27 protein-coding genes and 1 rRNA gene are annotated in these 25,904 nt (G+C 41.5%); 13 read left to right on the top strand and 15 right to left on the bottom strand.

The features are described 5' to 3' along the window. Positions 1-105, top strand: a 5S ribosomal RNA gene (gene rrf / locus FTU64_RS06900); the annotation flags it as partial. 122 nt (positions 106-227) lie between these two features. Here rrf and FTU64_RS06895 read toward each other — a convergent pair. Further along, complete coding sequence (locus FTU64_RS06895) at positions 228-1,601, bottom strand: dihydrolipoyl dehydrogenase (RefSeq protein ID WP_180026777.1); 1,374 nt, start codon at positions 1,599-1,601, stop codon at positions 228-230. Between the two features lie 141 nt (positions 1,602-1,742). On the opposite strand from FTU64_RS06895, the gene FTU64_RS06890 reads away from it, so the two are divergent. After that, positions 1,743-3,959 carry an Ig-like domain-containing protein gene (locus FTU64_RS06890; RefSeq protein ID WP_180059456.1) on the top strand — a complete coding sequence of 739 codons (2,217 nt, stop codon included), beginning with the start codon at positions 1,743-1,745 and terminating at the stop codon, positions 3,957-3,959. A 155-nt stretch (positions 3,960-4,114) separates the two neighbouring features. Here FTU64_RS06890 and FTU64_RS06885 read toward each other — a convergent pair whose 3' ends face one another. Continuing rightward, positions 4,115-4,537 (bottom strand): beta-lactamase hydrolase domain-containing protein, encoded by a 423-nt coding sequence (locus FTU64_RS06885; protein ID WP_180059455.1) that lies wholly within the window; start codon positions 4,535-4,537, stop codon positions 4,115-4,117. Continuing rightward, positions 4,530-4,865, bottom strand: a complete 336-nt coding sequence (locus FTU64_RS06880; protein ID WP_111885430.1) for a TIGR01244 family sulfur transferase — start codon at positions 4,863-4,865, stop codon at positions 4,530-4,532. Before FTU64_RS06880 ends, FTU64_RS06885 begins: the two co-directional genes overlap by 8 nt. 124 nt (positions 4,866-4,989) lie before the next feature. Between FTU64_RS06880 and FTU64_RS06875 the strand changes: the two genes are divergently transcribed. Genes FTU64_RS06875 through FTU64_RS06865 form a run of 3 tightly spaced genes read left to right on the top strand, consistent with a single transcriptional unit; the run spans position 4,990 to position 6,759 of the window. Continuing rightward, positions 4,990-5,886, top strand: a complete 897-nt coding sequence (locus FTU64_RS06875; RefSeq protein ID WP_180008975.1) for an alpha/beta hydrolase — start codon at positions 4,990-4,992, stop codon at positions 5,884-5,886. Next, positions 5,887-6,318 (top strand): thioredoxin TrxC, encoded by a 432-nt coding sequence (gene trxC, locus FTU64_RS06870; RefSeq protein ID WP_180059454.1) that lies wholly within the window; start codon positions 5,887-5,889, stop codon positions 6,316-6,318. It begins immediately after the preceding gene. Positions 6,319-6,339: 21 nt separating this feature from the next. Then, entirely contained in the window at positions 6,340-6,759 is a 420-nt protein-coding gene (locus FTU64_RS06865) for an acyl-CoA thioesterase (protein WP_078191328.1), read from the top strand. Between the two features lie 66 nt (positions 6,760-6,825). Here FTU64_RS06865 and FTU64_RS06860 read toward each other — a convergent pair whose 3' ends face one another. From FTU64_RS06860 to FTU64_RS06850, 3 genes are all read right to left on the bottom strand, one after another. Then, entirely contained in the window at positions 6,826-7,326 is a 501-nt protein-coding gene (locus FTU64_RS06860) for an ester cyclase (RefSeq protein WP_180059453.1), read from the bottom strand. 132 nt (positions 7,327-7,458) lie between these two features. After that, positions 7,459-7,962, bottom strand: coding sequence for a DUF4442 domain-containing protein (locus tag FTU64_RS06855; protein WP_180059452.1), 504 nt, complete (start codon positions 7,960-7,962; stop codon positions 7,459-7,461). Between the two features lie 27 nt (positions 7,963-7,989). Continuing rightward, positions 7,990-8,478: a YajQ family cyclic di-GMP-binding protein gene (locus tag FTU64_RS06850; protein WP_078191316.1), complete on the bottom strand. Its 489-nt coding sequence runs from the start codon at positions 8,476-8,478 to the stop codon at positions 7,990-7,992. 92 nt (positions 8,479-8,570) lie between these two features. On the opposite strand from FTU64_RS06850, the gene FTU64_RS06845 reads away from it, so the two are divergent. Next, positions 8,571-8,885, top strand: a complete 315-nt coding sequence (locus FTU64_RS06845; RefSeq protein ID WP_078191315.1) for a rhodanese-like domain-containing protein — start codon at positions 8,571-8,573, stop codon at positions 8,883-8,885. 44 nt (positions 8,886-8,929) lie between these two features. Here FTU64_RS06845 and mnmC read toward each other — a convergent pair whose 3' ends face one another. Genes mnmC through FTU64_RS06825 form a run of 4 tightly spaced genes read right to left on the bottom strand, consistent with a single transcriptional unit; the run spans position 8,930 to position 12,377 of the window. Next, positions 8,930-10,876: an FAD-dependent 5-carboxymethylaminomethyl-2-thiouridine(34) oxidoreductase MnmC gene (mnmC, locus tag FTU64_RS06840; RefSeq protein ID WP_180059451.1), complete on the bottom strand. Its 1,947-nt coding sequence runs from the start codon at positions 10,874-10,876 to the stop codon at positions 8,930-8,932. Positions 10,877-10,913: 37 nt separating this feature from the next. Continuing rightward, positions 10,914-11,429, bottom strand: a complete 516-nt coding sequence (locus FTU64_RS06835; RefSeq protein ID WP_078191313.1) for a hypothetical protein — start codon at positions 11,427-11,429, stop codon at positions 10,914-10,916. Positions 11,430-11,434: 5 nt separating this feature from the next. Then, complete coding sequence (locus tag FTU64_RS06830) at positions 11,435-11,737, bottom strand: YciI family protein (RefSeq protein WP_078191312.1); 303 nt, start codon at positions 11,735-11,737, stop codon at positions 11,435-11,437. Positions 11,738-11,765: 28 nt separating this feature from the next. After that, positions 11,766-12,377, bottom strand: coding sequence for an inner membrane-spanning protein YciB (locus FTU64_RS06825; protein ID WP_078191311.1), 612 nt, complete (start codon positions 12,375-12,377; stop codon positions 11,766-11,768). Positions 12,378-12,421: 44 nt separating this feature from the next. Between FTU64_RS06825 and FTU64_RS06820 the strand changes: the two genes are divergently transcribed. Continuing rightward, positions 12,422-13,273, top strand: coding sequence for a PHP domain-containing protein (locus FTU64_RS06820; protein WP_180059450.1), 852 nt, complete (start codon positions 12,422-12,424; stop codon positions 13,271-13,273). Between the two features lie 95 nt (positions 13,274-13,368). Here the strand turns inward: FTU64_RS06820 and FTU64_RS06815 are convergent, their stop codons facing one another. Both FTU64_RS06815 and radC read right to left on the bottom strand, forming a co-directional pair. After that, entirely contained in the window at positions 13,369-14,280 is a 912-nt protein-coding gene (locus FTU64_RS06815) for a bestrophin family protein (RefSeq protein WP_078191309.1), read from the bottom strand. Between the two features lie 75 nt (positions 14,281-14,355). Continuing rightward, positions 14,356-15,057 carry a DNA repair protein RadC gene (gene radC / locus FTU64_RS06810; protein ID WP_180059449.1) on the bottom strand — a complete coding sequence of 234 codons (702 nt, stop codon included), beginning with the start codon at positions 15,055-15,057 and terminating at the stop codon, positions 14,356-14,358. 112 nt (positions 15,058-15,169) lie between these two features. Between radC and coaBC the strand changes: the two genes are divergently transcribed. Both coaBC and FTU64_RS06800 read left to right on the top strand, forming a co-directional pair. Then, positions 15,170-16,441 (top strand): bifunctional phosphopantothenoylcysteine decarboxylase/phosphopantothenate--cysteine ligase CoaBC, encoded by a 1,272-nt coding sequence (gene coaBC / locus FTU64_RS06805; RefSeq protein WP_180059448.1) that lies wholly within the window; start codon positions 15,170-15,172, stop codon positions 16,439-16,441. Positions 16,442-16,830: 389 nt separating this feature from the next. Further along, positions 16,831-17,352, top strand: coding sequence for an Asp-tRNA(Asn)/Glu-tRNA(Gln) amidotransferase subunit GatC (locus FTU64_RS06800; protein WP_078191306.1), 522 nt, complete (start codon positions 16,831-16,833; stop codon positions 17,350-17,352). A gap of 119 nt (positions 17,353-17,471) precedes the next feature. Here FTU64_RS06800 and dusA read toward each other — a convergent pair whose 3' ends face one another. After that, positions 17,472-18,503: a tRNA dihydrouridine(20/20a) synthase DusA gene (gene dusA / locus FTU64_RS06795; RefSeq protein WP_180059447.1), complete on the bottom strand. Its 1,032-nt coding sequence runs from the start codon at positions 18,501-18,503 to the stop codon at positions 17,472-17,474. Positions 18,504-18,787: 284 nt separating this feature from the next. On the opposite strand from dusA, the gene FTU64_RS06790 reads away from it, so the two are divergent. From FTU64_RS06790 to FTU64_RS06780, 3 genes are all read left to right on the top strand, one after another. After that, positions 18,788-20,203, top strand: a complete 1,416-nt coding sequence (locus tag FTU64_RS06790) for a methylenetetrahydrofolate reductase C-terminal domain-containing protein (RefSeq protein ID WP_180059446.1) — start codon at positions 18,788-18,790, stop codon at positions 20,201-20,203. A gap of 187 nt (positions 20,204-20,390) precedes the next feature. Beyond that, positions 20,391-20,801: a hypothetical protein gene (locus FTU64_RS06785; protein ID WP_180059459.1), complete on the top strand. Its 411-nt coding sequence runs from the start codon at positions 20,391-20,393 to the stop codon at positions 20,799-20,801. Between the two features lie 97 nt (positions 20,802-20,898). Beyond that, positions 20,899-21,543: a HEPN domain-containing protein gene (locus FTU64_RS06780; RefSeq protein ID WP_180059445.1), complete on the top strand. Its 645-nt coding sequence runs from the start codon at positions 20,899-20,901 to the stop codon at positions 21,541-21,543. A 52-nt stretch (positions 21,544-21,595) separates the two neighbouring features. On the opposite strand, the gene FTU64_RS06775 is transcribed toward FTU64_RS06780, so the two are convergent. Together FTU64_RS06775 and FTU64_RS06770 are read right to left on the bottom strand one after the other, a co-directional pair. After that, complete coding sequence (locus tag FTU64_RS06775) at positions 21,596-22,792, bottom strand: MFS transporter (RefSeq protein ID WP_180059444.1); 1,197 nt, start codon at positions 22,790-22,792, stop codon at positions 21,596-21,598. Positions 22,793-22,915: 123 nt separating this feature from the next. After that, positions 22,916-23,833, bottom strand: a complete 918-nt coding sequence (locus tag FTU64_RS06770) for a DMT family transporter (RefSeq protein WP_180059443.1) — start codon at positions 23,831-23,833, stop codon at positions 22,916-22,918. Between the two features lie 940 nt (positions 23,834-24,773). Here FTU64_RS06770 and FTU64_RS06765 point away from each other — a divergent pair. Continuing rightward, the gene (locus FTU64_RS06765) at positions 24,774-25,901 is read left to right on the top strand and encodes a Re/Si-specific NAD(P)(+) transhydrogenase subunit alpha (protein ID WP_078191288.1); all 1,128 of its coding nucleotides are present in this window, start codon (positions 24,774-24,776) and stop codon (positions 25,899-25,901) included. Positions 25,902-25,904: the final 3 nt, after the last annotated feature.

The following is a 25,904-nucleotide window of genomic DNA, read 5'->3' as shown; positions in this document are numbered from 1 at the left end:
ATAGCAAGAGTGAACCACCTGATCCCTTCCCGAACTCAGAAGTGAAACCTCTTAGCGCTGATGGTAGTGTGGGGTTACCCATGTGAGAGTAAGTCATCGCCAGCTCATTATTCGAAACACCCCCTGATATCTCAGGGGGTGTTTTTTTATGCGTGGAAAAAAGATAAAAGGGGGCGAAAATAAAGCGTTGGAAATCCAACGCTATAAATCGACCTAAAACGATAAAATTATTTTAACTGACGTCGTGCATGCTTTAATGCAGTTCTTAACCCTTCTTCTAAAGTTGGATGATAGAAAGGCTTATCCAAAATTTCATGTATGCTTAGTTCTTCTGAAATCATCCAAGCTAGCAAATGTGCTAAATGTTCAGCTTCTGCACAGAATAGCTCAGCTCCTAATAGTGTATGGTTAATTGTATCCACATATACTTCGGCAGCCCCTTTATTTTTAGCAGCAACAATCGCACGACCTTGTTTTTCGTAAGAAACGAAACCAATGACGAATTCTGTGTTTTTATCTTGTAGTTGCTTATAGCTTTGACCAATAGTTGCCATTTGTGGTGTAGAAAATAAGATGCCTAGAGGGGTTAGCGTCTTGATGGATTTAATTTGTGGAAAGTTTAAACAGTTTTGTACTGTAAATTTACCTTCATGAGCTGCTTCGTGTTGGATAGGGGTATTGGTATGTGCATCACCGACAATAAAAATAGGATAATCAGCTAGTTGCTTTGTATCCGGATTGATCGGTAAATTTTTTAAATCTTTAAATTCTGAACTTATACGTTCTAAACCTAAGGTATTTAATAATGTACGTCTGCCAGTTGCAGCTAAAACATAGTCAACTTGTAGCGACTTTTGTACGTTTTCTTCAGTATAGGTTAAATGAACTAAATCGCCTTCAACAGAGTAATGTTCAGGTAAAATTTCAAACTTTAGCTTTAACTCTTTACTTAACTCTTCCTGTGCGAGCTTTTGTAATATGGGGCTAGTCAGTGAGCCAATTTTTCGACTACGTGCAAAAACAGTGGTGTTTACATTAAGCCGTGTTAAAGCCTGAGCCAATTCTAAAGCGATCACGCCACTTCCAATAACTGCGACAGATTTTGGTAGTTGTTCTAACTCAAATATTTGATCGGACGTAATTAATTTATCGCCTAAAATTTGTTTTTGTTCTGTATCTATAGCAGGAGTTGTACCTACTGCAAGGATAAATGATTTGGCTTTAAATGTTTGGTTATTTACTTGAATGGTATTGGAATCAATAAATTCTGCTTTTCCAGAAATTTTATGTTGGCTTGGCCAACTTTCAACATCTTTTAACGTGGCTCTTGTAAAACGATCACGTAAAGTTTGAACATGGTGCATGACTCTAGAGGTGTCAATTTCACTTTTGACATCTAGTCCTAAATTTTCGGCGTGTTGTATATCGTATATCCGGTTTGCAGTAGAAATAAGTATTTTACTTGGCATACAACCGACGCGTGCACAGGTAGTGTCCCAGGGACCATCATTAATGATAAGAATATTTTGTGTTTTTTTAATTGCTTCTTTATAGGCTGAAATGCCTGCTGTTCCTGCACCGATAATGATGATGTCGTACATAAAATTCTCCTTCATTCTTCAAATTTAACATATCAAACATTTGTATTCCTTGTGTTTACATAAAGCTATAATTATGGTTACATAGCAACCAATAAATATTTATAACAACTCTATATATATTGAGGGTTTTGGGGGAATTCCATGCAAAAAAAACAAGTGACTATGAAACTGTCAGCTGTAGCTTTAGCCGTATTGTTGGCAAGTTGCGGTGGTGGTGGTAGTGATGGTTATTTTAATGAAGGGGCAAATTCTGGTGGTTCTTCAACAAATCCCAATACTGGTGAAGAAGTCAAATCGCTGAATGCTAGCGCAATTCAGCTGAAAGATTTGAATGGTAATTCGACTACGGTTATTACTGCAGAGGGTGTAACAGCTACTGTAAAAGTGACAGATCAGTCTGGAAATGGTGTTAGTGGAGCAATCGTTACATTTACTTCAACTGGTGGAGTCACTTTTGGCAGCTCTAATGCTGCAGTTGTGACTAATGCAAACGGTGAAGCAACTATTTCAGTAACACCTGAAAATTTGAGCAGTACAGGTGCCTACAAAATTTCAGCAAGTGCTGAATATGATGGTAATACCGTTACAGCAAAAGATGCAGTCTTTAGTTTACAGTCACTAAATGTTGTCTTATCAAATATATCTGCTGCAGCTGCTGGTCTTTCATCTGGCGCTTCTACAAATATTACTTTAAAAACTTTAAATCAAAATTCTCAAGCGCAAAACAATGTAACGGTGAACTTTACTGCAAGTTGTGGAACATTCGATCCTGCATCTGTAATTTCATCAAATCAAGGCAATGTTATTACTTCATATAAAGCCATTGCTTCGAATGGTGATTTATGTGAAGGCCCTGTTGTTGTTACAGCATCTTCGCCAAGCAGCTCAGCCACTGTTACAACAACACTTAATATTGCAGCGGTAGCAGCAGATTCTCTAGTTTATACAACTGCCGCTGATGTTAATTTAGGTATAAAGAGCAGTGGATCTGCAGCATCTAACTCTATTGAGTTTACGCTTTATGCCAATGGTGTTCCTGCAAAAGATAAAGACGTAGAGGTCTCTTTGGAAAAAGCGCCAAATGATCTTAATTTTGTGACATTGAATAACCGCGCTACCCAAATATTAAAAAGTGATTCTAAAGGTAAAATTGTTGTTAATTTATATCCAGGTAATATTCCAGGCCCTGTAGAGATTAAAGCAACATTGGTCGCATCTCCAACTGTATCAGCAATTTCTAAAGGCGTGAAGGTTTCTTCTGGACGCGTTACACAAAATGGTGTCAGTCTATCTGTTTCTAAACAGTCTTTACGTACAGATATTGATGGGGATGTTGCAACGATCGTTGCCCGTATGCGTGACCGTACAGGTAACCCTGTACCGAAAGATACAGTCATCAGTTTTGTCAGCGAAGGCGGTAAAGTTGATTCAAACTGTATGACGGATGATAAAGGTGTTTGCTCTGTGACTTTAACGACTCAGAGCCCAAGACCTTTAGATAACCGTGTGACTGTTTTAGCCTATGTTGAAGGTGACAAGAGTTATATAGATAATAATGGCGACAATTTATATACAGCAGGCACGGATACCTTAACTGATAATATTGGCGATTTCTTTAAGGATGATAACGAAGATAATCTACATAGTGTAGGTGAATTCATTTATCAAAAAGCCGCTGGTGCATTACAATGCGCGATTTCTAGCTTTGCACAACCGAATATCCCAAATACTTGCGACAGTGGTCTAAGTGCAGTACTCCGCCAACAATTGGTATTCTCTTTTGCACACGACACACCAACATTTGTTTGGAATACAGGATTTGATAGTAATGGGTTCATTACAAGTGGTTCAGGCAATTTTAGCTTCCAAGTGTTTGGCAACTCGCAAAAAACAGTGCCGATGCCATCAGGTACAACTATTTCTGTAGCAGTGAAAGATAATAGTGATTTTCAACCTAAAGCTAAACTTCAATTAGATGCTACAGACTCAACTAAACAAATCTTGAAAGTTTCAGGGGCAGAACCAAATACTACTCTAATTGTAACCATTGATAATATTGATTATGCTGTAATAATTGATTCAACTGGAATGGGGAGTAAGGGGGGGATTGCATCAACTGTGACGGGCACTCCTGAAATCGCTTATAAGAATTTATCTTGTGAAGCTGAAATTAGAAGTGGAAATTTAACCGTTCCGAATACTATGGCTTTATTAACACCAAGTACATTCGCAAATAATGGAAATGACCTAGTGAATTACACAGTTCGCTTGAAAGGCTGTACAGCAGGAGATGATGTAAAAATCATTTCAAGTGTTCCAGGCGGTAAGAGCGTAACATCTTGGTTAAATATTAAATAATATAAAAATAAAAAACAGCGCTTCGGCGCTGTTTTTTATTTTAGGGACTGAGAATTTAAAGTGTAGTCCCGACACTTACACCAACGGTTGGACGTACATCCATAGAATTACACCCTGTTAGCAACAACGTTGTAAATAAAAGGATGAACACAAATTTATTCATTAAGCAAACCTTGAGCTTTAGCTTGATTGAAAAGAGCTGTCGAACGAGAGCCGCTGCGACAAATCATCAAAATGGGTTTAGGAAGCTCATTATAATATTTGGCAAATTCTTTCACGTCTGTTTGAGAAATTTTACCGCTTTGCACAGGTTGATACACAACACTCACATGAGACTTTTCCGCCATGCCTCGTAACTCTAAAACAGTCACTTCATTGCCCGCCTCACTATCTGGTCGATTCACAATTACAGATTTAAATTTAAGTTGTTTGAGTAAACTTGAAAACTTATCTGTGGTCATTTGTCCAGAGACACTTAAATTTGCATTTAAGGGCTGACTGTTATTATCAGCAAATGTGGGTGCCGAAAAGATGCATGTTGCGATCAATAAAGCTTTTTGAATGAAAGCCTTAGTCATCCAAAAGATCCATCTGTTTTGCTAGTTGATATAGGTTATTTGAACGGTTACCTGTACGGCAGAACATGAGCACTGGCTTTGGCAATTCATTAAAATGATTAGCAAAGTTACGGACATCTAGCTCAGAAATTTGACCCGCAACAACCGGTTGATGAACATAATCTAAACCAGCGGTACGAGCTGCTTCTTCAATTTGAGCACTGGTTGGTTGCTCAGGACCACCTTCCATGTCAGGGCGGTTATTGATAATCGATTTAAAGCCTTTTTCAACCACTTGCGCTACATGTTCTGGGCCGATTTGACCTGCAAAACCAACATTTTCGCTCATTGAGTCACTCCATAATTTAATTCATAGATTTATGCTTTATGATAGCATTAAGCACAAACTTGAGCAGAATGTTCTTAAATTTTTATAAGCGATTACAACCATAAAATAACGCAATGGAGCGCGTATGCACGCCTATACAGTCGAACCACTGTATGTCAAAAGCGGACAAGATGTTATAGCTGCTGACTTTTATCGTCCAAAATCTGTTGAAAAACCTGCAGTCATTCTCATGGCACATGGTTTGGCGGCATTACGCCAGTTTAAATTAGTGCAATATGCCAAGCGCTTTGTACAAGCGGGCTATGCTGTCGTGTTGTTTGATTATCGCTATTGGGGTGGCAGTACAGGGCGTCCGAGAGAGTTGGTGAACCTTAAAGCTCAACTTGAAGATTGGCGGACCATGATTGATCATTTACAGCAGCGTAAATCGATTGATTCGAGACGCATTGTATTATGGGGAACATCGCTGAGTGGTGGCTATGTACTTAGTTTGGCGGCAGAGCTTAAAAATATTAAAGCGCTGATGGTACAAGTTCCATTTGTCGATGGCGCTGAAAGTGCAAAGTTGTATCCCTTACAGCAATTACCCAAAGCATTAAAATTATCAAGTCAGGACTATATGGGCTCAAAAGTTGGGATGAGCCCAACGACTTTACCTGTAGTTCATCCACATCGATTGTGTTTTTTACAGTCTGAAGACAGTTATGCGGGCTATTTATCGATTGTAAATCCTGATTTTTATTGGAGTGGAGAAATTCCGGCTCGGGCCTTTTTTAAGCTAATCCGTTATCGCCCAATATTGGATGTACGTAAAATTAGCATACCAGTACTTTTTATTGCGGCCAAAGAAGATAGTTTGATTCCCATCGAATCAAGCCGAGAAACCGCGACCAATATTGCACCGTATGTGCAATATTATGAGTGGGAAATGCAACATTTTGATATTTATCATGGGCAATGGTTTGAAAAAGCCATGGCAACCCAATTAGAATTTTTACATCAACATGTTGGAGTCAGCTAAATGATCGTTGTGTGTCCTGAATGTGGTGCAAAAAACCGTGTACCTGAAGAAAAAATCGAAGTTGGACCTGCATGTGGTCAATGTCATCAAGCATTGATTCCACTGGCGCCCATCGAGTTGAATGAAAAGAACTTTGCCAACTTTATTAGCAATAGTGATTTACCTGTGCTGATCGATTTATGGGCTGAGTGGTGTGGACCATGTAAGATGATGGCGCCACACTTTGCACAAGTTGCAAAATCTAATCCGAAGGTGGTTTTTGCCAAAATTGATACAGAAGCAAACCCTCGATTGAGCGGTGCATTTAATGTTCGTAGTATTCCTACACTGGTTTTGATGAATAAAACCAACGAAATTGCTAGAATAAGCGGTGCAATGCGTGCTGGTGAGTTACAACAATGGCTCAATCAGCAGTTAAATCTACCTCAATAAATGTCAGCGCCAGGAGCTAAAGTGTCAGAAACTCATGTAAAACCTGAAGGAACGCTTTCCCTACAAACCATCGCGATGCCTGCAGACACCAACTGGAGTGGTGATGTTTTCGGTGGTTGGATCGTGTCACAAATGGACTTGGCCGGTGCAATTCACGCAGAGCGTTTCAGTCAAGGACGCTGTGCAACGATTTCAATTAACCAAATGACCTTCCTCGTTCCAGTGAAAGTCGGGGATGTCATCAGTGTATATACCAAAATTTTAAAAGTGGGTAATACCTCTATCCAAATGCAGATTGAAGTTTGGGATAGCCATGACAGCTCACGTGATCCAATTCGCGTAACCGAAGGTGTGTTTACATTTGTCGCTGTGGATGTGAAAGGTGCTAAGCGTCAAATTCCTGCGGATGCAAAAGCTAAATTTGCTGCAGATCAAGCTTAATTAAAGTTAGAAGCAATAAAAAAGCCGCTCAATCGAGTGGCTTTTTTATGAATAGTGACTGAGAAATTAGAACATTGTATTTGAATTGGCACTGGTTTCAGGAATGCTCTGTTGCACATCCCAATGTTCGACGATCTTGCCATTTTCAACACGGAAGATATCAATAATGGCTTCTCCACGGTCTTGCTTATTCTGCGTAGAGTGCACATGTAAATAGACCAAATCACCTTCGGCAGCAGCACGTTTGATCTGGTTTTTTGCTTCAGGATTTTGTTTAAAATACTGGGTGAAGTAATCGACAAATGGCGCCTTGCCATCAGGTACATGCGGATTATGTTGAATATATTGGTTGCCAATATATCGGTCAGCATATGTCTTAACCTGATGTTTAAGAAAGACACCTTCATAAAAATCAATCACGATTTTCTTATTTTCCGCCGCTTGGCTGGTTTGAATATTGCTTTCAGCCGTTTGATTTGGAGTTGTTGGCGTTGCAGGAATAGTACTTTGACATGCAGTTAAAAACACCGCCATGCTGATGAGTGAGAGGGGAATGATTTTTTTCATAAAGTGCTCAATATATTTGTGTCGTGCAAGCATATTGAGCGGAATTACGGCGTATAAATAGTAAAAAACAGTCTTGATTTTGCTGAAATTTGGTAAAACTTATACTTACCTAAAATTAAGTTTTATTTACATTTATTTATTTTTCAGAGCGGATTTTGCCACCCACGCCCAAAGCATTTCACATTGAATCGGTGCTTCACCAGATTCATCGGTGACTAAGACCTGTACTAAGGTTTCACCTTTTTCTGTGCTTTGCATTTGTCGTTGCTGTTCGGGTGTAAGCGTTGCGATGGCTGTCATACCACCTTGGGTTGGACGTTTAAAATCAACTTTGAAGCTTTTAATCAGGACAATGGCACTGTCTGGGACGTTCATTGCTGTGACAAAACCTGTGGCTGTTTCTGCGATCAGCGCCATGGCACAGGCATGTACTTGCCCGATATGGTTTTGCATCGCCTTATGATTGGCGATGCTCACCTCAACACGCTCAGGGCTGACATGTTGATATTGGATTTTAGCCGTTCCAACCATGGGCACGACACGACCAAAAGCTCGACTGAGCAAACGACTTTGAATACCTTTGGGTAATTTAGAGCTTGCTTTGACCAGTTTATTTAGACGATTTGGACGTGCCATATTGACCTCAATGGCAGTTGTGCTGCCTTAATCTTTAAAGTTGTTAAATTGAAGCGGCACACCAAACTGTTGCTCTTTTAAGAACGCCATCACTTGTTGCAAAGTGTCACGTTTCTTGTCAGTCACACGAATTTTGTCGCCTTGAATAGAAGATTGCACTTTAATGCCGCTTTCTTTAATGGCTTTATTGATTTTTTTTGCAGTATCAGAGTCAAGTCCGTCTTTCAGTTTGATCACTTGAATGACATTTTTACCAGAAGCGGTCATTTTTTGTGGATCGAGCGCTTGAATGTCGACTTTACGTTTGAAGAAATGATTTTCGAGCATGGTATACACTTGCTCACATTGGAAATCGCTTTCTGTTGAGATTTTGATTTCCTTATTTTTCTCATTTAACTCAATTGAAACGTCATGACCGCGGAAGTCAAAACGCGTCGCAATTTCTTTTTGCGTGTTTTGAACTGCATGATTTACTTCAAAAACTTCTAATTCGGAAACAATATCAAAAGAAGGCATAGATTAGACCTTTACAAAGGGAAAGAATATCTGAGATGCTAGGGATGTTTTCTTCATTTGCCAAGTGTTGTTTACATCAAAAGGAGTGCGCAATGATCCGTAAACAAGAAATTACAACATTTGAGTTCCCAGAAGACTCGATTATCTGGGATGTTCGCGATGCAAGTGCTTATGCTGAGGCACATGTGAAAGGTGCGGTTAACCAACCGATCACCGCATTGTCATCAGATGCACTGACTCAGGTGTCAACGGATCAACCCATTTACATTTTATGTGGTGGCGGAAGTAAAGCTCCACGTGCAGCAGAGTTACTAGAGGGTTTTGACAGCTCACGTGAATATGTAATCTTAATGGGCGGCACGCGTGCTGCTCGTGATGCCGGTCTTCCTTTGGAACAAGGGAAATAAGATCGAATCAAAAAAAGCGCCGAAAGGCGCTTTTTTATTGCAAGTTATTTTTCTTGAGGTGGAGATGACGGGATCTGACCTTGAAAATAAGGCTTCTTGGTTTTTTGTTTCGCTTTAGCGCGTCGTATAAAACGTGCTGCATGAATCCTATCTAGTAGCTGTGTTGGAATAGGGCAGGCTTCTTTTAAGACCAGCGCGACAATGATTTCACTACAGAGCGGGGCATACAGGAAACCTTTAGAACCGAGTCCACTACAGCTATAAATTTGCTGATCTTCATGGACTGCACCAATTACAGGGAAAAAGTCTTTTGTCTGTGCGCGAATTGCGGCACGTCCTTGCCATTGCTCAATCGGTGCTAAGGTTTTGGCAAAGTCGGGGAACACACTGTGGATAAGTTCATAGTTATGCACATGATCTTCTGTGAGAACGTCGGTGTCATCACGGCCGGGATAAAATGACGCGCCCATAATCATCTGTTCGGCATCCAGTTGCATGCAATAGCCTCCATAACTATAGGCGGTATGCATATCCATCTGTTGAGCGGGATTGTTCAACCAACTGACTTGTCCACGAATGGCACGCAGCTCTGGATAATCTGTTTGTAGCTGCATACTTTCACGTGCTGCACAGAGAATGACATGCTCGGCAGATGGAAGCTGCTGATCCACTGTAAATAGCGCAACGCCATTTTGTTGCTGTTCAATGCGTTGAATATCTGCTTGTAACAATTCAATGTGTGGATGCGCCAAGATTTGGTCACGAAGCTGATGTGGACTGACTGCGCCTGCTTGTTTGAGGAGCAAGGTTGGATATGTTGAGGCTAATTGATTTAGCGTGCCTTCTTCAGCCGCTAACACCTCTGAAGGATAAGCTTGAGCTAAATCAAGGTGCTCTACTTTATTTTTTAAAATAGACTGGTGAATCTGTAAGGGACGAAATGCCTTGAAGTTTTGATAATGCTTGAGCGCATATAACCAACTCAGGGTCATCAGATGCTCAGCACTTTGTTCAATTGGACTGAGTTTAGGGTTGAGTAGGGCAAGAGGATTACCCGACCCACCGCTGAGTGGTGCTGATTTCTCGTAAATACGCACTTGATGCCCGCGTTGAGCAAATGCCCAAGCACAGCTTAAACCGGCGATGCCAGCGCCAATAATCGCGATTTGACGGGGCTTATGACCTACAGTGATTTCAGGATTTTTTTTTTCGTCTAAAGTGGGACAGTCAGCAACTACGGATTGATCATCTAACTTTTCAGGTGCGAGCCAAAAGGCTTTGAGCATTTCACGCTTATGAGCAAAGCCACGTGGTCGTGTAATGATAATACCATGCTCACGTAGGCCGCGTTTCAGTACACCTGCCACACTAAATGAGGCGAAGGTCGTCCCAATGTCCGATAGACGCACGATATTTTTGAGTACGTTTTCTTCCCACATGTCAGGATTACAGGCGGGTGCAAAACCGTCCAAGAACCATGCATTGACCGTAGCAGTTTTTGCCATGACGGGAAAAACGTCGTGTGCATCGCCTAACCAAAGATCAATGGAAAAACGTTCTTCTGGAAAATTGAGTCGATGACATCCCGCAATAGGTTCAGGATATTGTGCAATCAGTTGCTGTGCCAAAGGTTGTAATTCAGGCCATGCATTTAATGCACGAATGAGGTCTACTTTAGATAAAGGGAATTTTTCTACAGAAATAGCATGTAGATGACTGTGATTATTTGGACGAACCTGTTGCCATAATTGCCACAGGGCCAAAATATTTAAGCCTGTACCAAAACCTGTTTCGCCGACACTGAAATATTCAAAATCAGTCAGTGCCGCAAGGCGAGTGTCGAGGTCATTCCCTTTTAAAAACACATGACGTGTTTCGAGCAGGCCGTTGTCCTTCGAAAAATACACATCACCAAACTGTTTAGACACTGGAATATCAATGCCATCGATCATTTGCCAATCGAGATCGGCAGTCTGAATTGCACCTGACAAAACTCAAGCAACCTTTAAATTGAAGTAGAAAAAAGAATTACCATTGACGACGACGTTTGGTATAGACGTAACTGGCCAACAAGAAACCTAAAATCACGCCAACACCCAGTGTGGTCCCACCGTATAAAAACATCTGCGCGCTACGTTCACTTTGTAGCACTTGTACTTGTACGCCCAAGCTATCATTTTTAAGTTGTAATTCTTGGTTTTGCGCCAAGGCTTCAAGGTTAGCTTTTTCTAACTGTTGTAAGCGTACAGATTGGTCTTTGACCATCGCTTTGACTTTGGCATCTTGCAGCGCTTTATTTTTTGCCAATTGCTCAATGGTCAATGGATTTGCATCTTGAGGTTGACCATTGGGATTGACGGTTGCCGCCACTTTAATGATGCCCGGTTTATTGGCAGGAATAGTATGCGGCACAGGATTGGGAGGAGGTGTTGCAGTCGTTGCTTGAGCAGCAGGGGCTACAGCAGGTGCAGGAGCCGGTTCTTCAGCCCATGCAGTTGAACAAATTAAAGATAAGCCCAGTAAACTAGAAACAACGACGCGCATGAACCTTATCCTTTAGGAAATGCTTTGTTAAATGGTTTGACATCAATTTGGCCATAAACCCCTTCTTTGAGGAAAGGTTCATCTGCCAACCATTGGTCTAGGGCTTCACGACTATCAAAATCGACAATGATCGTACTGCCATAAAAACCAGCTTGCGGGTTTGCCGGATCTTTAGGCATCGCACCTGCAACAATCAGACGACCTTCATCATCAAGTTTTTGTAGACGTTCAAGATGTTGAGGACGAACCGCAAGGCGCTTTTCCACTGTACCTTCATTATCTGTACAGCTTACGACGAATAATGGCATGACTTTTCCTGATTTTTGACCGAATGGATTATTCTGAGGTCTTAAAGTATTTACGTAATACAATAAACTGAATAATGATAAAGGAAAACATCACGATCATGTCACCAAAAGCAGTGAATTCACCCCAATATTTTCCGTCTGCAAACAAATAAGCGAAAAAGGTGTGTAAACATGACATCACCACGAACATTGCAGCCCATGCATAGTTCAATCGTTTCCAACCGACAGCGGTTAAATTTAAGACTGGACCAAATAAACGTTCGATGAGTGGTTTCTTATCTTTACTAAATAGTGGAGAAAGTAAAAACGCGCCAGCAAATACCAAGTTTAGTAAAACGGCTTTTAAACGAATATAAAAATCATCGCTTAGCATCAGGGTAATACCACCAAAAATCACGGTCATGAACAACACAATCCATTGTTGTTTATCTAGACGGAATTTTTGCATGACAAACAATGCACCATAAACCACAAGCATGGAAATGATGAGACCTGATGTTGCCACAAGAATGTTATTGTTATCGACACCCCCAGCAGAACCAATCAATTGTAATAATGGGTGCTGCGTATCTTTTGGATCTACAGTTTTATATAAATAAAAGAAAATAATGAGTGGCACAAAGTCTAAAAGTGCTTTCATGTTAGAGTATCTAAATCTGATCAAATAAATGACATAGTATAGAGATGCAAGGCGTAGATTTACATACACACAGTAATATTTCTGATGGTACTTTGTCACCAGAGGCTTTGGTGCAGGCCGCAAGTGCTATTGGAATTCATACGCTGGCTTTGACTGATCACGATACGATGGACGGATTGTTGGCAGCAGAGCAGGTCGCGCATGAATTAAAGCTGCAATTAATCTCTGGCGTGGAGATTTCCAGCCAGTGGTCGAGACCTGCGACCAAAAAAAGTTATGGTGTGCATATCGTCGCTTTAAATATGCAAAATCCTGCGCCCATACAAGCCTTATTGATGGATCAAAAGCGTATTCGAGCGGAACGTGCTCGGCAGATTTGTGACTTACTGATACCGTTAATTGGTCAAGATATTTATAGCGATGTGGTTGCCAAAGTCGACCATATTCCAGATCGGGTTACACGTACCCATATTGCCAAAACTTTGGTGGAAAAGGGTGTGGTTGCGCGTCCACAACAAGCTTTTGATAAATATATTAAAGAAGGCAAAAAAGCCTTTGTAAAATTTGAAGGTCCGAGTCTTGCTGAAACCATTGAGGTGATTCATGCCAGTGGTGGCTTTGCGGTGTTGGCGCATCCAACGCGTTATGATTTATCTGCGACCAATATTCGTTATTTGATTGAAATCTTTGCTGAAGCGGGCGGTGATGCAGTGGAATTACCACCGGCAATTGAGCCATTATCGACTCGTCAAATGGTGGATCGTATGATTGCTGCCTTTAACTTAAAAGTTTCTGTTGGCAGTGATTTTCATGGCGACAATATGCCATGGATTAAACTCGGCAATATTCCTCGAGTGAAAGAGGGGCAAGTTGGAATCTGGGAGAGCTTTGTTTAATGCCTTACGCGATGATTGCTCTCACTTACATATCTTTGATATACGAAAAATGTACGGCAAGGCTATGTAAGCGAGGGTTTAGACGCACTGATCAATTAAAGTAAATTATGATCTTTGGCTTGAATCGGTGGTGGGGTGGGTTTTCCTAGAGTTCCTAGAAGTTCAATTTCAATAGTTCGTACCATAGAGTCCAATGGAAGGTCATTACTCTGTGTGCCGAAGGGCTCTTCAATCTCTGAACTCAGTGCATCTAAGCCTAAAAAAGTATAAGCTAAAATCCCGACCAAAAGGGGGGTCGCAAGACCTAAAGTAGAACCCAAGCTAAAGGGTAAGACAAAACAGAAAAAATAAACAGTTCGATTCAGCAAGACCGAATAAGCAAACGGTAATGGCGTAGTGGCAATACGGTCACAGCCGGTTTGTACGGTGCTGAGCTCCATCACATGCTGATTCATCTGGGTATAAATAATATCTGAAATTTCACCATCTTTAAGCGCTTGCATCAGCTCCCATTGAATCAAACTCAACGTGTACTGCGGTGCATTGGCTTGTTGGTATAGTTGGGTGATGGCATTCGCGCTCATGCCGCTGGTTTCAACCAGTTCTGTGGGATTGGCAGTTTGATGGCGGAGTCGGTCACGTAAAACGTTGGCAAAGACGATCACATGTTGAATCACACGTTCACGACGGCCTTGACTGAGTAAACGGCAGTCACGGTCAAAATGTCGCGCGTTGGCAATCAAAATGCCCCACAAACGCCGAGCTTCCCACCAACGGTCATAGCAGGCTGAGTTTTTAAAGCCCAAGAAAATCGACAGCACAACACCGATCAGGGTAAAGCCGACCAAAGGAAATTCGGTAAAATGGAAGATATCGACATAGGATAAGCCGCCCACAATGGCAGACAGCAACATAACGATCCCGAGCGGCGGTAAAACCTTAGGTAAAATCGTTCCTCGCCAAGAAAATAGCAGTTTAAAAATACTCGGTTGGTCACGGACGATCATGTTCGAATGATAATTTCTAGTTTTAAAAAATTATGATGATCTTCGGGTTTGCTCAAGCACTTGTCAATAACTGTTTCACGCAGATGAGTGTGCTTGGAGCAAGCCATGTTCAGCAAAGGAAAAGCTCCCTTCTGTTGAGATAATACAATGATCGATCAGTCGAATTTCCACCAGCTGACAAGCCTGCTGAATGAGTCGAGTCAATTCAAGATCGGCAGCAGAAGGTTCTGCACGACCGAAAGGATGATTATGTGCAATGACAATACTGCTGGCATGTTCAGAAATGACATAACGCAGCAGTTGATTGATGGAAATTTCACAGGTATTGAGGCTGCCATAAAAAAGTTTTTTAAAGTTTATTTTTCTTAAATGCGCATCTAGACAAAGCACGCCAAAGACTTCTTGACGTTCCAATAAAAATTCAAAGCGAAGAAAGTTTTGCAATTGTTCAGAATGTTGCAAGTGTAAGGCTTCATTTTGAAAATGTTGACTCACATAGCGTTTACCGAGTTCTTTTACCGCCATGAGCTGCGCATATTTACTGTTTCCAATGCCATGAAACTGGCGTAAATCCTCAAGTGAAGCATCCATCAGCGCTTGCAACTGACCAAAATGTTGGATCAGGAGTCGTGCGAGTTCGACAGCAGAGTGCTGCTGGGAACCAGAGCGTAGGAAAATAGCCAGTAGTTCAGCATCGGATAAACTTTGTGCGCCTTGTTGAATCAGCCGCTCACGTGGGCGCTCTTGTTCAGGCCAATTTTTAATTGAATTATTCATTATTCTTAGACTTTTTTATTATCAGTCAATCGGCTTTTTCACAGCAGATTGTTGGGTCAGTGCATATTTAATGCTATTGTGAGCGCCACTGCAACAGATAGGTAGCCTGTTCGTGAGCTTTGATTTAAGTGTAATGCCCACAAAAAATATTCTTTTAGGTGTCACTGGTGGTATCGCAGCCTATAAAAGTGCCATTCTTGTCCGTCGGTTAAAAGATGCCGGATTTGATGTGCGCGTGGTGATGACTCAAGGTGCGCAAGCCTTTGTGACCCCGCTAACGTTTCAGGCGCTTTCAGGCAACCCTGTGCATACCGAATTACTCAATCCCGAAGCAGAAGCGGGTATGGGGCATATTGAATTGGCGCGTTGGGCTGATTTGGTATTGGTTGCTCCTGCTAGTTGCGACACGCTGGCAAAATTTGCGGTGGGTTTAGCAGATGACCTTCTTTCGACACTTTATCTTGCGACTAAAGCACCAGTCTGGGTTGCCCCTGCGATGAATCAGCAAATGTGGGCAGCCAAAGCGACACAGCGTAATTTAAATACACTGGTTGAAGATGGCGTACATGTGATCATGCCCGATGCTGGTTCTCAAGCCTGTGGTGATGTGGGCTTAGGGCGTATGCCTGAGCCAGAAGATTTAGCGGATCAAGTGACGGCCTATTTTCATCAAGCACAGCGAGCTATTGCTGAAAAATTTGGCATGCTTGCAGGCAAACATGTGGCGATTACAGCCGGTCCAACACGTGAGTCGATAGATCCTGTACGTTATATTTCCAACCACAGTACAGGTAAAATGGGGTTTGCACTGGCAGCGGCTTGTTATGCAGCTGGGGCTAAAGTAACGCTGATCGCTGGACCCGTCAGTTTAGATACACCAAATGGTGTACGACGGATTAATGTGCAGTCTGCAATTAAAATGTTAGACACCAGTCTGCAAATGTTAGATGAAGGCTGTGATATTTTTATTGCAACAGCGGCTGTTGCTGATTATCGCGTGGCAGAAGTTGCAGAGCATAAAATCAAAAAAGCTGGCGATGAACTCAATGTGGCTTTAATTAAAAATCCAGATATCGTTGCAACAATTGCGCAGCAGTCAAAACGTCCATTTATGGTGGGATTTGCCGCTGAGACACGCAATGTCGAAGAGTATGCTGCAGGCAAACTTGTGGCAAAAAAACTCGATATGATTGCGTGCAATGATGTTTCACGTAAAGACATTGGTTTTGCTTCAGATGAAAATGCCATGACCGTGTTCTTCGCCGATCAATATCAAATGGAAAAGCGTGATTTAGAGAAAGCGTCAAAACAAGAAATTGCACAGCAATTGGTGGAAGCCATACATGATGCGCTACATCATGAGCCTGAAACGGACGATGAATAATTTCAGTTGATTCCTCAAAATCCCCGCAATGTTCGGGGATTTTTTATGGCGCTTTTTAGATGTTTTGTTTAAGGCTCGTTATTGAAGATATCACAGGGGGACCGGTTTCATATTGAAAATTTGACGGCTAGGAAACTACTACCAAAATGGTCATTTTCAACAAAAATATGTCAGCAAGAGACCAAGGCTGTCAGTGTTTTAAAACAGTAAAAATGCAATTTAAGTGATTGATATCAAAATTAAATATAAAATTGAGAAATCTTGATAATTTGGCTTGTACTGTGTGTTTTATTGGCTATTATGAAGCAAACAATGAGGAATGTTTGGATCGCAATCTGTGATCGGTCCGACTTTTTCATCAAGAATAAATGCATCATGGGGGATGCAATATGTTTCGATGGCTCACCATTTTTTTACTGTTGAGTTTGGCTGGTTGTAGTTATTTTGTCTCGACAGATGAATTATCTCGGCAGATTGAGCAGCAGATGCAGCACGAGTTTGATCAGAATCCAGATTATCGGCAGTACCATTTACGGATTCAAAATATAAAAGTGTTAGAGCGTAAGGGATTAAGCTTTAAGGCTCAGGCGACATTGCAATACGATGGTCAGCCTTATACAGTTTTGGTCGATATTTACAAAGACCTGCAAGGCTATGCATGGAAAATAGATGAAGAACAATTTGCCTTCATTGACGAAGCTGAAATTGCAAAATATCAGGCGCAGTTAGATCAAGAGTTGAATCATTTGGTTGAGGAATTGGAACAGCCAACCGAAGAGGTTGAGCCTGTTACATCGGCGCCTGAGAGCTATGTGGGTTTACGTGAGGAAGAAGATCCATCCGATTATCAATGGACTGGCTATGATGATGAGCCTTTTCCCAAAGGGAACATTACGGTCAATAGTCATTGAGTGATGATTCTGATTGCTTAGATGATTTAGCTGAGTTGTGACGATGTTGCCAAACACGTATTTTGTGAGGCATGAAAATAAAAAAGCCCGCAAAATAGCGGGCTTTTACTTTTAGAAGATTAATCTTCTAAAACGACTTTCGGATGATCACGTAAATAGTCTTCAGTACGTTGCATTGCATCTTTAATATTTTGGATGGCATTTTCCACATCGGCAAAGGTTTTGGCATTGCCCCCACTTAAAGCCTGACGCCATTTTCGAGCACCCGGCAGGTTTTGGAATAAACCTAAAATATGACGGGTAATGATAGAAAGCGGCGCACCTTCTTCCATACGTTTAGCAATATATGGCAGCATCTGATCGATAATATCGAAACGGTTGGGTAATTCGAGATCCCAAAGCTGACCGATCTCAGCCAATAAATACGGGTTGTGATAAGCCTCACGGCCAATCATCACGCCATCAACATGTTGTAAATGTTGCTGCGTTTCAGCAAAGGTTTTCACCCCGCCATTAATTTCGATCAATAAATTTGGACGTTCTTGTTTCAGACGATAAACATCTTCATAACGTAAAGGTGGCACATCACGGTTTTCTTTTGGCGACAACCCTTGCAGCAGGGCAATACGCGCATGCACGATAAAATTGTCACAGCCAGTCTTTGCCACGGTATCGACAAAATGTAGCATTTCTTCATAAGACTGCATCTCATCAATCCCGATGCGGTGTTTCACGGTCACTGGAATATCAACAGCATTTCGCATTTCAGCAATACATTCTGCAACCAAATCAGGCTCTGCCATCAAGCATGCGCCAATTTTATTGTTCTGAACGCGGTCACTCGGACAGCCGACATTGAGGTTTACTTCATCATAGCCCCAGTCCTGTGCCATCTTGGTACAGGTCGCTAAATCTTTAGGATTTGAACCACCTAGCTGTAACACAATCGGGTGTTCTTCGTTGTTATAGTCCAAATGACGATTCGCACCGCCAAATAAAATCGCACCTGTGGTGACCATCTCAGTGTAGAGAATCACAGTAGGGTTAAACAAGCGTGCAAAGAAACGATAGTCACGAGTCGTCCAATCCATCATCGGCGCAACACTAATTCGTGGTTGAAGTTTATTTTCAATGGGTTGGAGATCAGTCATTAAAAAAACACGCCTTAAAAGAACAAGATGGAAGAACGAAATGGAAAATGGTGAAGAAATACCAAAAGCTGTCTGAAATACGATGAAAAAAACCGCATTTCAAGACGCGCGCAATATTAGCATAAATTGTGGTTTGGGGCATGGTCTTGCTAGTGTGGCTTATTCAAAGTCAAGCCAGAATGAGTTGGAAGTGTGGCTTAAGTAATTTAAATTTTTATGTGATTAATCTATAATTTTATAAACTTTATTGTATGGTTTCTCAGCAAATTTAACTGCCTGCCTTTATGTCTTTATTTTCCCAATATCTAATGCAACGCCAATTTTGTATCTCGTTTGAATATCTAACGACGCAAAAACCGCATTTGGTCCCAACGACATTTGCGGGCTTTCCTGTGTGCATGACATTGGCTGACCGTGTACAAAGTGACACGGATATTGCTCCTCTAGAAGCGCTGCATGACTACCCTCAAAGCATTGAAAAAATTCTGCATTATTCGGGGAAAGGTCGAGATATCTCAGATTTTCAAACTTTTCTGAAAGATGCTCAGCAGCACGGGGTAGAGAATTTACTTTTGCTCAGTGGCGATAAACTCAAGCAGCATCAGGATGGGGCAAATGATCCGACTCTACGGAGCCGTTATTTAGAGTCGGTCAATCAAGTCATGGCAGCCAAAGACTATGGCGGGTTTTATTTAGGGGTAGCATTTAATCCTTTTAAATATGCAGAAGCAGAAAAGGATGCGCAGTATTTTAAACTGAATAAAAAAATTCAAGCTGGCGCTGACTATGTGATTACACAGTTGGGCTTTGACATGGATGTGTTGAGCAGTTACCAACGCTATATGCAGCAATACTATCCACGTGTACCTGTACTGGCTTGTGTCATGCCGCTGACATTTGCCCGTGCCCGTTTTATGGCCAAGCAAAAAATCGCAGGCATCGTGCTTTCAGCAGATGTATTAAATTTTTTGCAACAAGAACAGCAAACTGACGCCATACAAGCTGAACAGAATGTCTATGCCCGCTGTGCCTTACAAATTTTAATGTGTCAGCATTTGGGTTATGCAGGGGTTCATTTATCGGCTTGCCATAAAGTGGAAGAGCAAGAGAAGTTGCAAAAAGCAATTTTGCAATTTGCGACATTAACGTTTGAACAGTGTTTGGCAAAATGGAAAATGCTTTGGCGCTCTAGTGTAGAGGTGAACTTCCAACCGACGGGCGCAAATAACCATAAAGCTCCAGTTGAACAAGTTTTGAAATATAAAAGTATGCATGTCATGCATGAGTTATTTTTTAGTTCAAAACTGGCCAAAGGGGCGGGATCTTATATTTTTTCGGCCAAATTATGGCAAAAACCGAAAGCTGATGCGGCCTTGCTGAAAACAGAATTTATCAGTAAACATGGCATCGTGGGCTGTGAAAATTGCGGACAATGTCGTTTAGGTGAAACCTTATATATTTGTCCTGAAACCTGTCCCAAAGGATTAGCCAATGGACCCTGTGGTGGCTCCAACCTTGACCGCTGTGAGTTTGAAGACCGTGAGTGTATACACTCGGTCAAAGCGCGGTTGGCGAAAGCCGTGGGTCAAGAAAAAATGCTGAAGCAAGAGCTCATCCCTACCGTTGCAATTGAAACTCGCCATAGTAGCTCTTGGAAAAACTGGTTTGTTCCACCGAATTCGTCACCAACAAAACAATAATTAACTTAAAGCATTATTCAGTCTGAAACCTTCATAAATGTGAATCTTTCAAGCGCTAATCATTCTAAAAATCAGACGAATAGTCGTATAAAAAAATGAAAAAGATGAAAGAAACAATTAAGATCAACAGCAGATGAAAATCAAAAATTAAAAATAGAAATGTGAAGAATTTGGGGAATACCACATGATGAAAAAAACCTGCTTAGGATTAGCTTTAGTTTTCACATTATCAGGCACAACAGGCTGTTCAGTTGTCATGGCAAGCAAGCAGCCGAGCAAGAAAAATACCGAAATGATTCAACAAGGGCTGTCTCGTAACTTGGTAATTGCTGAATTTGGCGCACCGATCATCTCTGAATATAAAAATGGCAAACGCCATGAAATTTATACTTTTACTCAAGGTTATTCGACTGCCAGTAAAGTGGGACGTGCGTTTTGGCATGGTGCTGCAGATGTGGCGACCGTGGGGTTATGGGAACTTTTAGGAACACCTGCCGAATCCGTTTTTAATGGAAAGAAAATGTCTTATGAATTGATTTTTGATGAAAATGATCTGTTAGAACGTTATACCTATCTCACACAAGATGAAACCAAATAGTTGAATACAGAGATATTTTGATTGCATGCCGGTAAACAATTGCGCTAAGTTCAAATGGTAGAAAAATAAACGAATTATCCATTGGAATTTAGCAGGCATGATGCTACTTGAAGAAATATTCAAAAGTAAAAAGTCGGAACATACCGACCAATTTAATTTACGCATTCATCGAGGTTTGAGTTGGCTGAAAAAGTCGATTGATCTTCAAGATGACCTCGATTTGCAATTTATCAGTTTGTGGGTGTCCTTCAACGCAATATATGCGCAAGACTTACAGATTGCTCAGGACAAGCAAAGCTTAAGGCAGTTTTTATATGTGATTTGCCAAAAGGATGCAGAGCATAAAATCTATAATATTTTATGGGAGCGTTTTAGTCAGCCGATACGGTTGTTTTTGGATAATCCCTATGTTTATCAGGGTTTTTGGGATTATCAAAATCAAAAAATTAGCCATGACGCATGCAAAGAGGGCTTGGCGCATGAAAAACAGAAAGTACTACGCGCGCTTAAAGAAAAAGATTCCGTTGATATTTTAATGGTGCTGTTCAATCGCATGTATACGCTACGCAATCAAATGGTTCATGGCGGCGCGACCTATAAAAGTTCGGTCAATCGGAAACAGCTTCAAGATGGCTGCACAATACTGTCGGCACTCTTACCGGTGTTTATGGTGATTCTTTTGGAAAATGCAGAAACCTTGGATTTAGGCAAACCCTTTTATCCCGTGGTGCAGGTCAGTTAATTTGCAAAAATAAAGCCACTTATTGTGGCTTTAGAGCAATGATCCATACATTTCATTGTGGATATTTCAGTTGCCTTGCAGTATAGAGTTGATCGATTAATACGAAAAATCCAGCAGCAATTACTAAAGCAATCCCTGTCATGCAGGTGGTGGTCCAGCCACCATGATGCCATGCAAACACGCCCAAAGCTGAACCACATGCACCACCGACAAAATAAAACGTCATGTAAATTGAATTGATTCGAGAGCGTGCAATCGGGTTGAGTTGGAAGATAATATTTTGATTACAGCTATGTACCATAGCCAAACCGAGGTTGATTAAACCATAGCCCAAAATATAAAAGGCGAGGGAGCTTCCACCCAAATATAGCAGTCCCCAACTGAGGGCTAAGATACTGCAACCGAGCCAAGTTAATTTTCTGTTGAAACCCAAATCCGCCCAACGCCCGATCCACTGTGTCGATAGGGCACCAAACACACCAACTAAAGTTACAACACCGACCCAAACATCGGCCAACTGAAAAGGTGGCTCAGTCAGTAACATGGCAATGGTGGAAAACAGCATACTCATCGCAGCAAAGACACAGCCCCCAATCAGAGATCGGAAAATTAACCGTGGCTCATGTTTGAGTAATGCGCCCATTGACTGGAAAACTTGGCTGTAGGGCATCCGTGTGATGCTGACCACGGGCAGACGTTTTTTGAGTAAGACGGCTAACACCAACATCAAGAGCGCACTGAGGATGTAAATCGATTTCCAATGAAACAGATAGGACAATAAGCCAGAGAGACTGGTCGATAACAGAATGCCGACCAATAACCCACTCATTAAAAAGCCAACAACTGCCCCAATTTTTTCAGGTCGAATCGCAACCGTGACCAAAGGGATGAGGACCTGAGCAGCCACTGAAAATAGCCCGGTGATAATGGTTCCTGCCCAAAGCATGTATAGATTGGTTGAAAAAGCACAGAGGGCTAAACCCACAGTCGCTCCAAGCATGAGCAGTGGAATAAATTTGGCTTTATTCACAATATCGCCAATCGGCACAATAAACAGTAGACCCAAAGCATAAGAAATTTGCGCGAAAGTGACGGTTAGCGCCACTTCTGATTGTGAAATTTGAAAGCTTTGTTGGATGGAAGCCACTAAAGGTTGGCAATAATAATTGGCACCCGCACATAAACCACATGCAGCAGCCATAAGCCACAATAGGGTTTTATCATGGCTAATGTCGATCGAGGCTTTCATAAATTGTCCAGATTTTGGGCGGAAGCGTATGCAAAGAATTTGCTGCCACGCTGTTGTGGTCACTATAAGGAAAATCAAACAGGTCTTAAAGTGTTTCTCTGTGAATAGTATCCCAGCTCGCGATTAGGATTTCTTACTGAGACTGATCATCAAGACACCCAGCATATTCAGACCGCAACCGACCCATTGCCATAGGTTTAAATGTTCATTCAACAACGCGACGGCCAGTAAAATCGTTAAAATGGGCCCGATAGAGGCAATCATGGCCGATTGTGCAGCCCCCAGTCGGACGATACTTTGCATCATTAAAATGGTTGGAAGCACAGTAACCAATAGTCCGAGCGCTAAACCATACAGCCAGACTTGACTCGGGAGTTGTTGGAGCAAGGCGATAGGCTGTGGTGTTGCAAAGAGAAAATGAATAATCGTCCCAACGCAGGCAATGCTCAGGGCTAGACCGGTAAATTGTAAAGAACCAAACTTTTGCATGAGGCCTGGCGTGAGTAATAAATAAATCGCAAATAACACGGCGCTGGCAAAAACCAAACTACATCCGAGCCAAAAGTGCTGATCATGTGGTGCGGCATTTTGTTCTTGTAGCATCACTAACACTGTCCCGCCATAACTTAAAATCAGGGCAAGAATGGTTTTAAAACTTAGTGGCTTTTTGAATAAAACAGCGGAAGCCAACACGGTTAATGTGGGATATAGGAAAAGTATAATTCGTTCAAGCGAAGCACTGATATACATCAAGCCACGGAAGTCGAGCCAGCTCGAAAAGTAATAGCCAATTAAACCGGAAATGAGCAAGAGCACCCAATCTTTTCGTTGAATCGTTTGATAAGAACGTCGACTCAGCCATGTAATGACCAAGAAAAACGGCAATGCACTCATCATGCGTAAAGCCATGAGGACAGTGGCATCGACAAGAGGAGAAAGTGCATAGGCTTGCTTAATAAAGATCGCTTTGGTACTAAACAAGAAGGCAGCAATCAGCGCAAAAATTGCACCGATGAAGTGCGGACTAAGGTTTCTTGACATAAGTTAAGGTGTGCCTCATGACGACTGAACGAATTCGACAGCATTGTTCCGATAAATTTGAACTGTCATTTTGATTATAAAAAATGCATCGTGTGAGTAAAAATGCAAAAAAAGAATAGTACTTATTCCTTTATGCATAAGGGATTGCTAGATCAAACATGAAAAACAGCGGAAGAAATGACCAATTTGGTTTTGAATTTTTTAATATCAACATGACTCGGCAGGTCAAATATATCAGGATGAAACATTTAAGGTGAAAATTGCACATAAATGGTGCAATAGTGTTTTTTTGGGATAGAAAGTCAGTAGCGATATCATGATGCTAAATATTCAAAAAATTATTTTTTTAGCTAAAAAAGCAATTCTAAGACTTAAGGCGAAGCATCAGGTGGGGAGGGCAAGATCTCAATAAACCCGAAACGTGCGCAAAAATCCATCGGATATTCAAGCTGACCGATTTGACGAGACTGTGGCAGAAAAAAGTCAGTTTTCAATGCAGGTCAGCATGTCAAAACTGTCAAATGAGTCAACGAGCTGATGCAGTTTGGATGAAAGAGTGGCTTTACCTGACTTAAGTCGATTTTTCACGACACGTTCAGGTCATTCTGTGTTGAATGAAAATGTCACAATGATCAACGCAGTGAAACAATCTGCACTAAAACTAGCGAAATTATTTATGTTTTTGGTCTTAAGTAATATTAAAAAGTTATAAATAGGATAAAAATGAGTAATAAATCGACAAATAAAACTGAATAAATGAAATATCGGACTATTCTTTTCATGAATCATGAGTTCAAAATATGGGTATTTATTAAATAAATATTGGGTAGTATTTTAATAAAGTTCAATTAGAATCCAAAAATTGTACAAAAACACATCCTGAGGGGAGACATCGCGGATTGCGATGTTTACTTAAGAAAAATTAGCTTGAGGAACGCTCATGCAGATCGGAATTCCAGCCGAAACTGTTGTCGGTGAAAATCGCGTCGCTGCGACGCCTGAAACAGTAAAGAAGTTGATCAGCGCTGGTCATAGCGTCGTTATTGAACGTGGAGCAGGGGTAAACGCTGCTTACATCGATAGCGCCTATGAACAAGTTGGTGCCAAAATTACGGATGATGCCTATACCGGTAGTCAAATGATTTTGAAAGTTCGTGCGCCTAAAGGTGACGAAATTCAAAAACTCACAGCGGGTACCACCGTTGTGGGGATGTTTGACCCTTACCGCAACACCGAACTTGACCAATTTGCGTCACAAAACGTGTCTGCATTTGCATTGGAACTTTTGCCACGAACCCTATCTCGTGCGCAAAACATGGACGTACTTTCATCTCAAGCCAACCTTTCAGGTTATAAATCTGTGCTTTTGGCTGCGGCAGAATATCAACGTATGTTCCCAATGCTGATGACAGCAGCTGGTACAGTAAAACCTGCACGTGTTGTGATCATGGGCGTAGGTGTTGCAGGCTTACAAGCTATTGCAACAGCGAAACGTTTAGGTGCCGTAGTTGAAGCAACTGACTTACGTCCTACAGCACGTGACCAAGTTGAATCTTTGGGTGGTAAATGGTTAGACGTACCAATGTCACCAGAAGAGCAACAAAAAGCAGCTGATGCTGCAAAAAATGGTTATGGCTGGATGCCAGGTGAAGACTACATTCGTGACCAAGCGATTATTGTTGATAAAGCCGTATCGAATGCTGACATCGTGATTACGACTGCATTATTGCCGGGCCGTGACGCACCACGTTTAATCAAAGCAGAAACTGTTGCCAAAATGAAACCGGGCTCAATCATTTTAGATATGGCGGTTGAAACTGGCGGTAACGTTGAAGGTTCTGTCTGCGGCGAAAATGTCGTGACTGCAAATGGTGTGAAAATTCTCGGTATCCCAAATATTCCTTCAACAGTTTCGACTGAAGCGTCGGCACTGTATGCACGTAACGTTTTGAATTTCATTGAAACCATGTTTGATAGCGAAAAGAACTTCGCGATTAACCCTGAAGAAGAAATTCAAAAAGCACTACTTGTCACTCATGGCGGCCAAGTGCTGCTGAAACGTGGTTAAGGA

Origin of the sequence: Acinetobacter sp. YH12128 (assembly GCF_013418655.1) — a bacterium.
In the GTDB taxonomy this organism is placed as follows: Bacteria; Pseudomonadota; Gammaproteobacteria; order Pseudomonadales; family Moraxellaceae; genus Acinetobacter; species Acinetobacter amyesii.
Note: the sequence above shows the minus strand (reverse complement) of the source record. Positions and strands in the feature narration are given on the sequence as shown.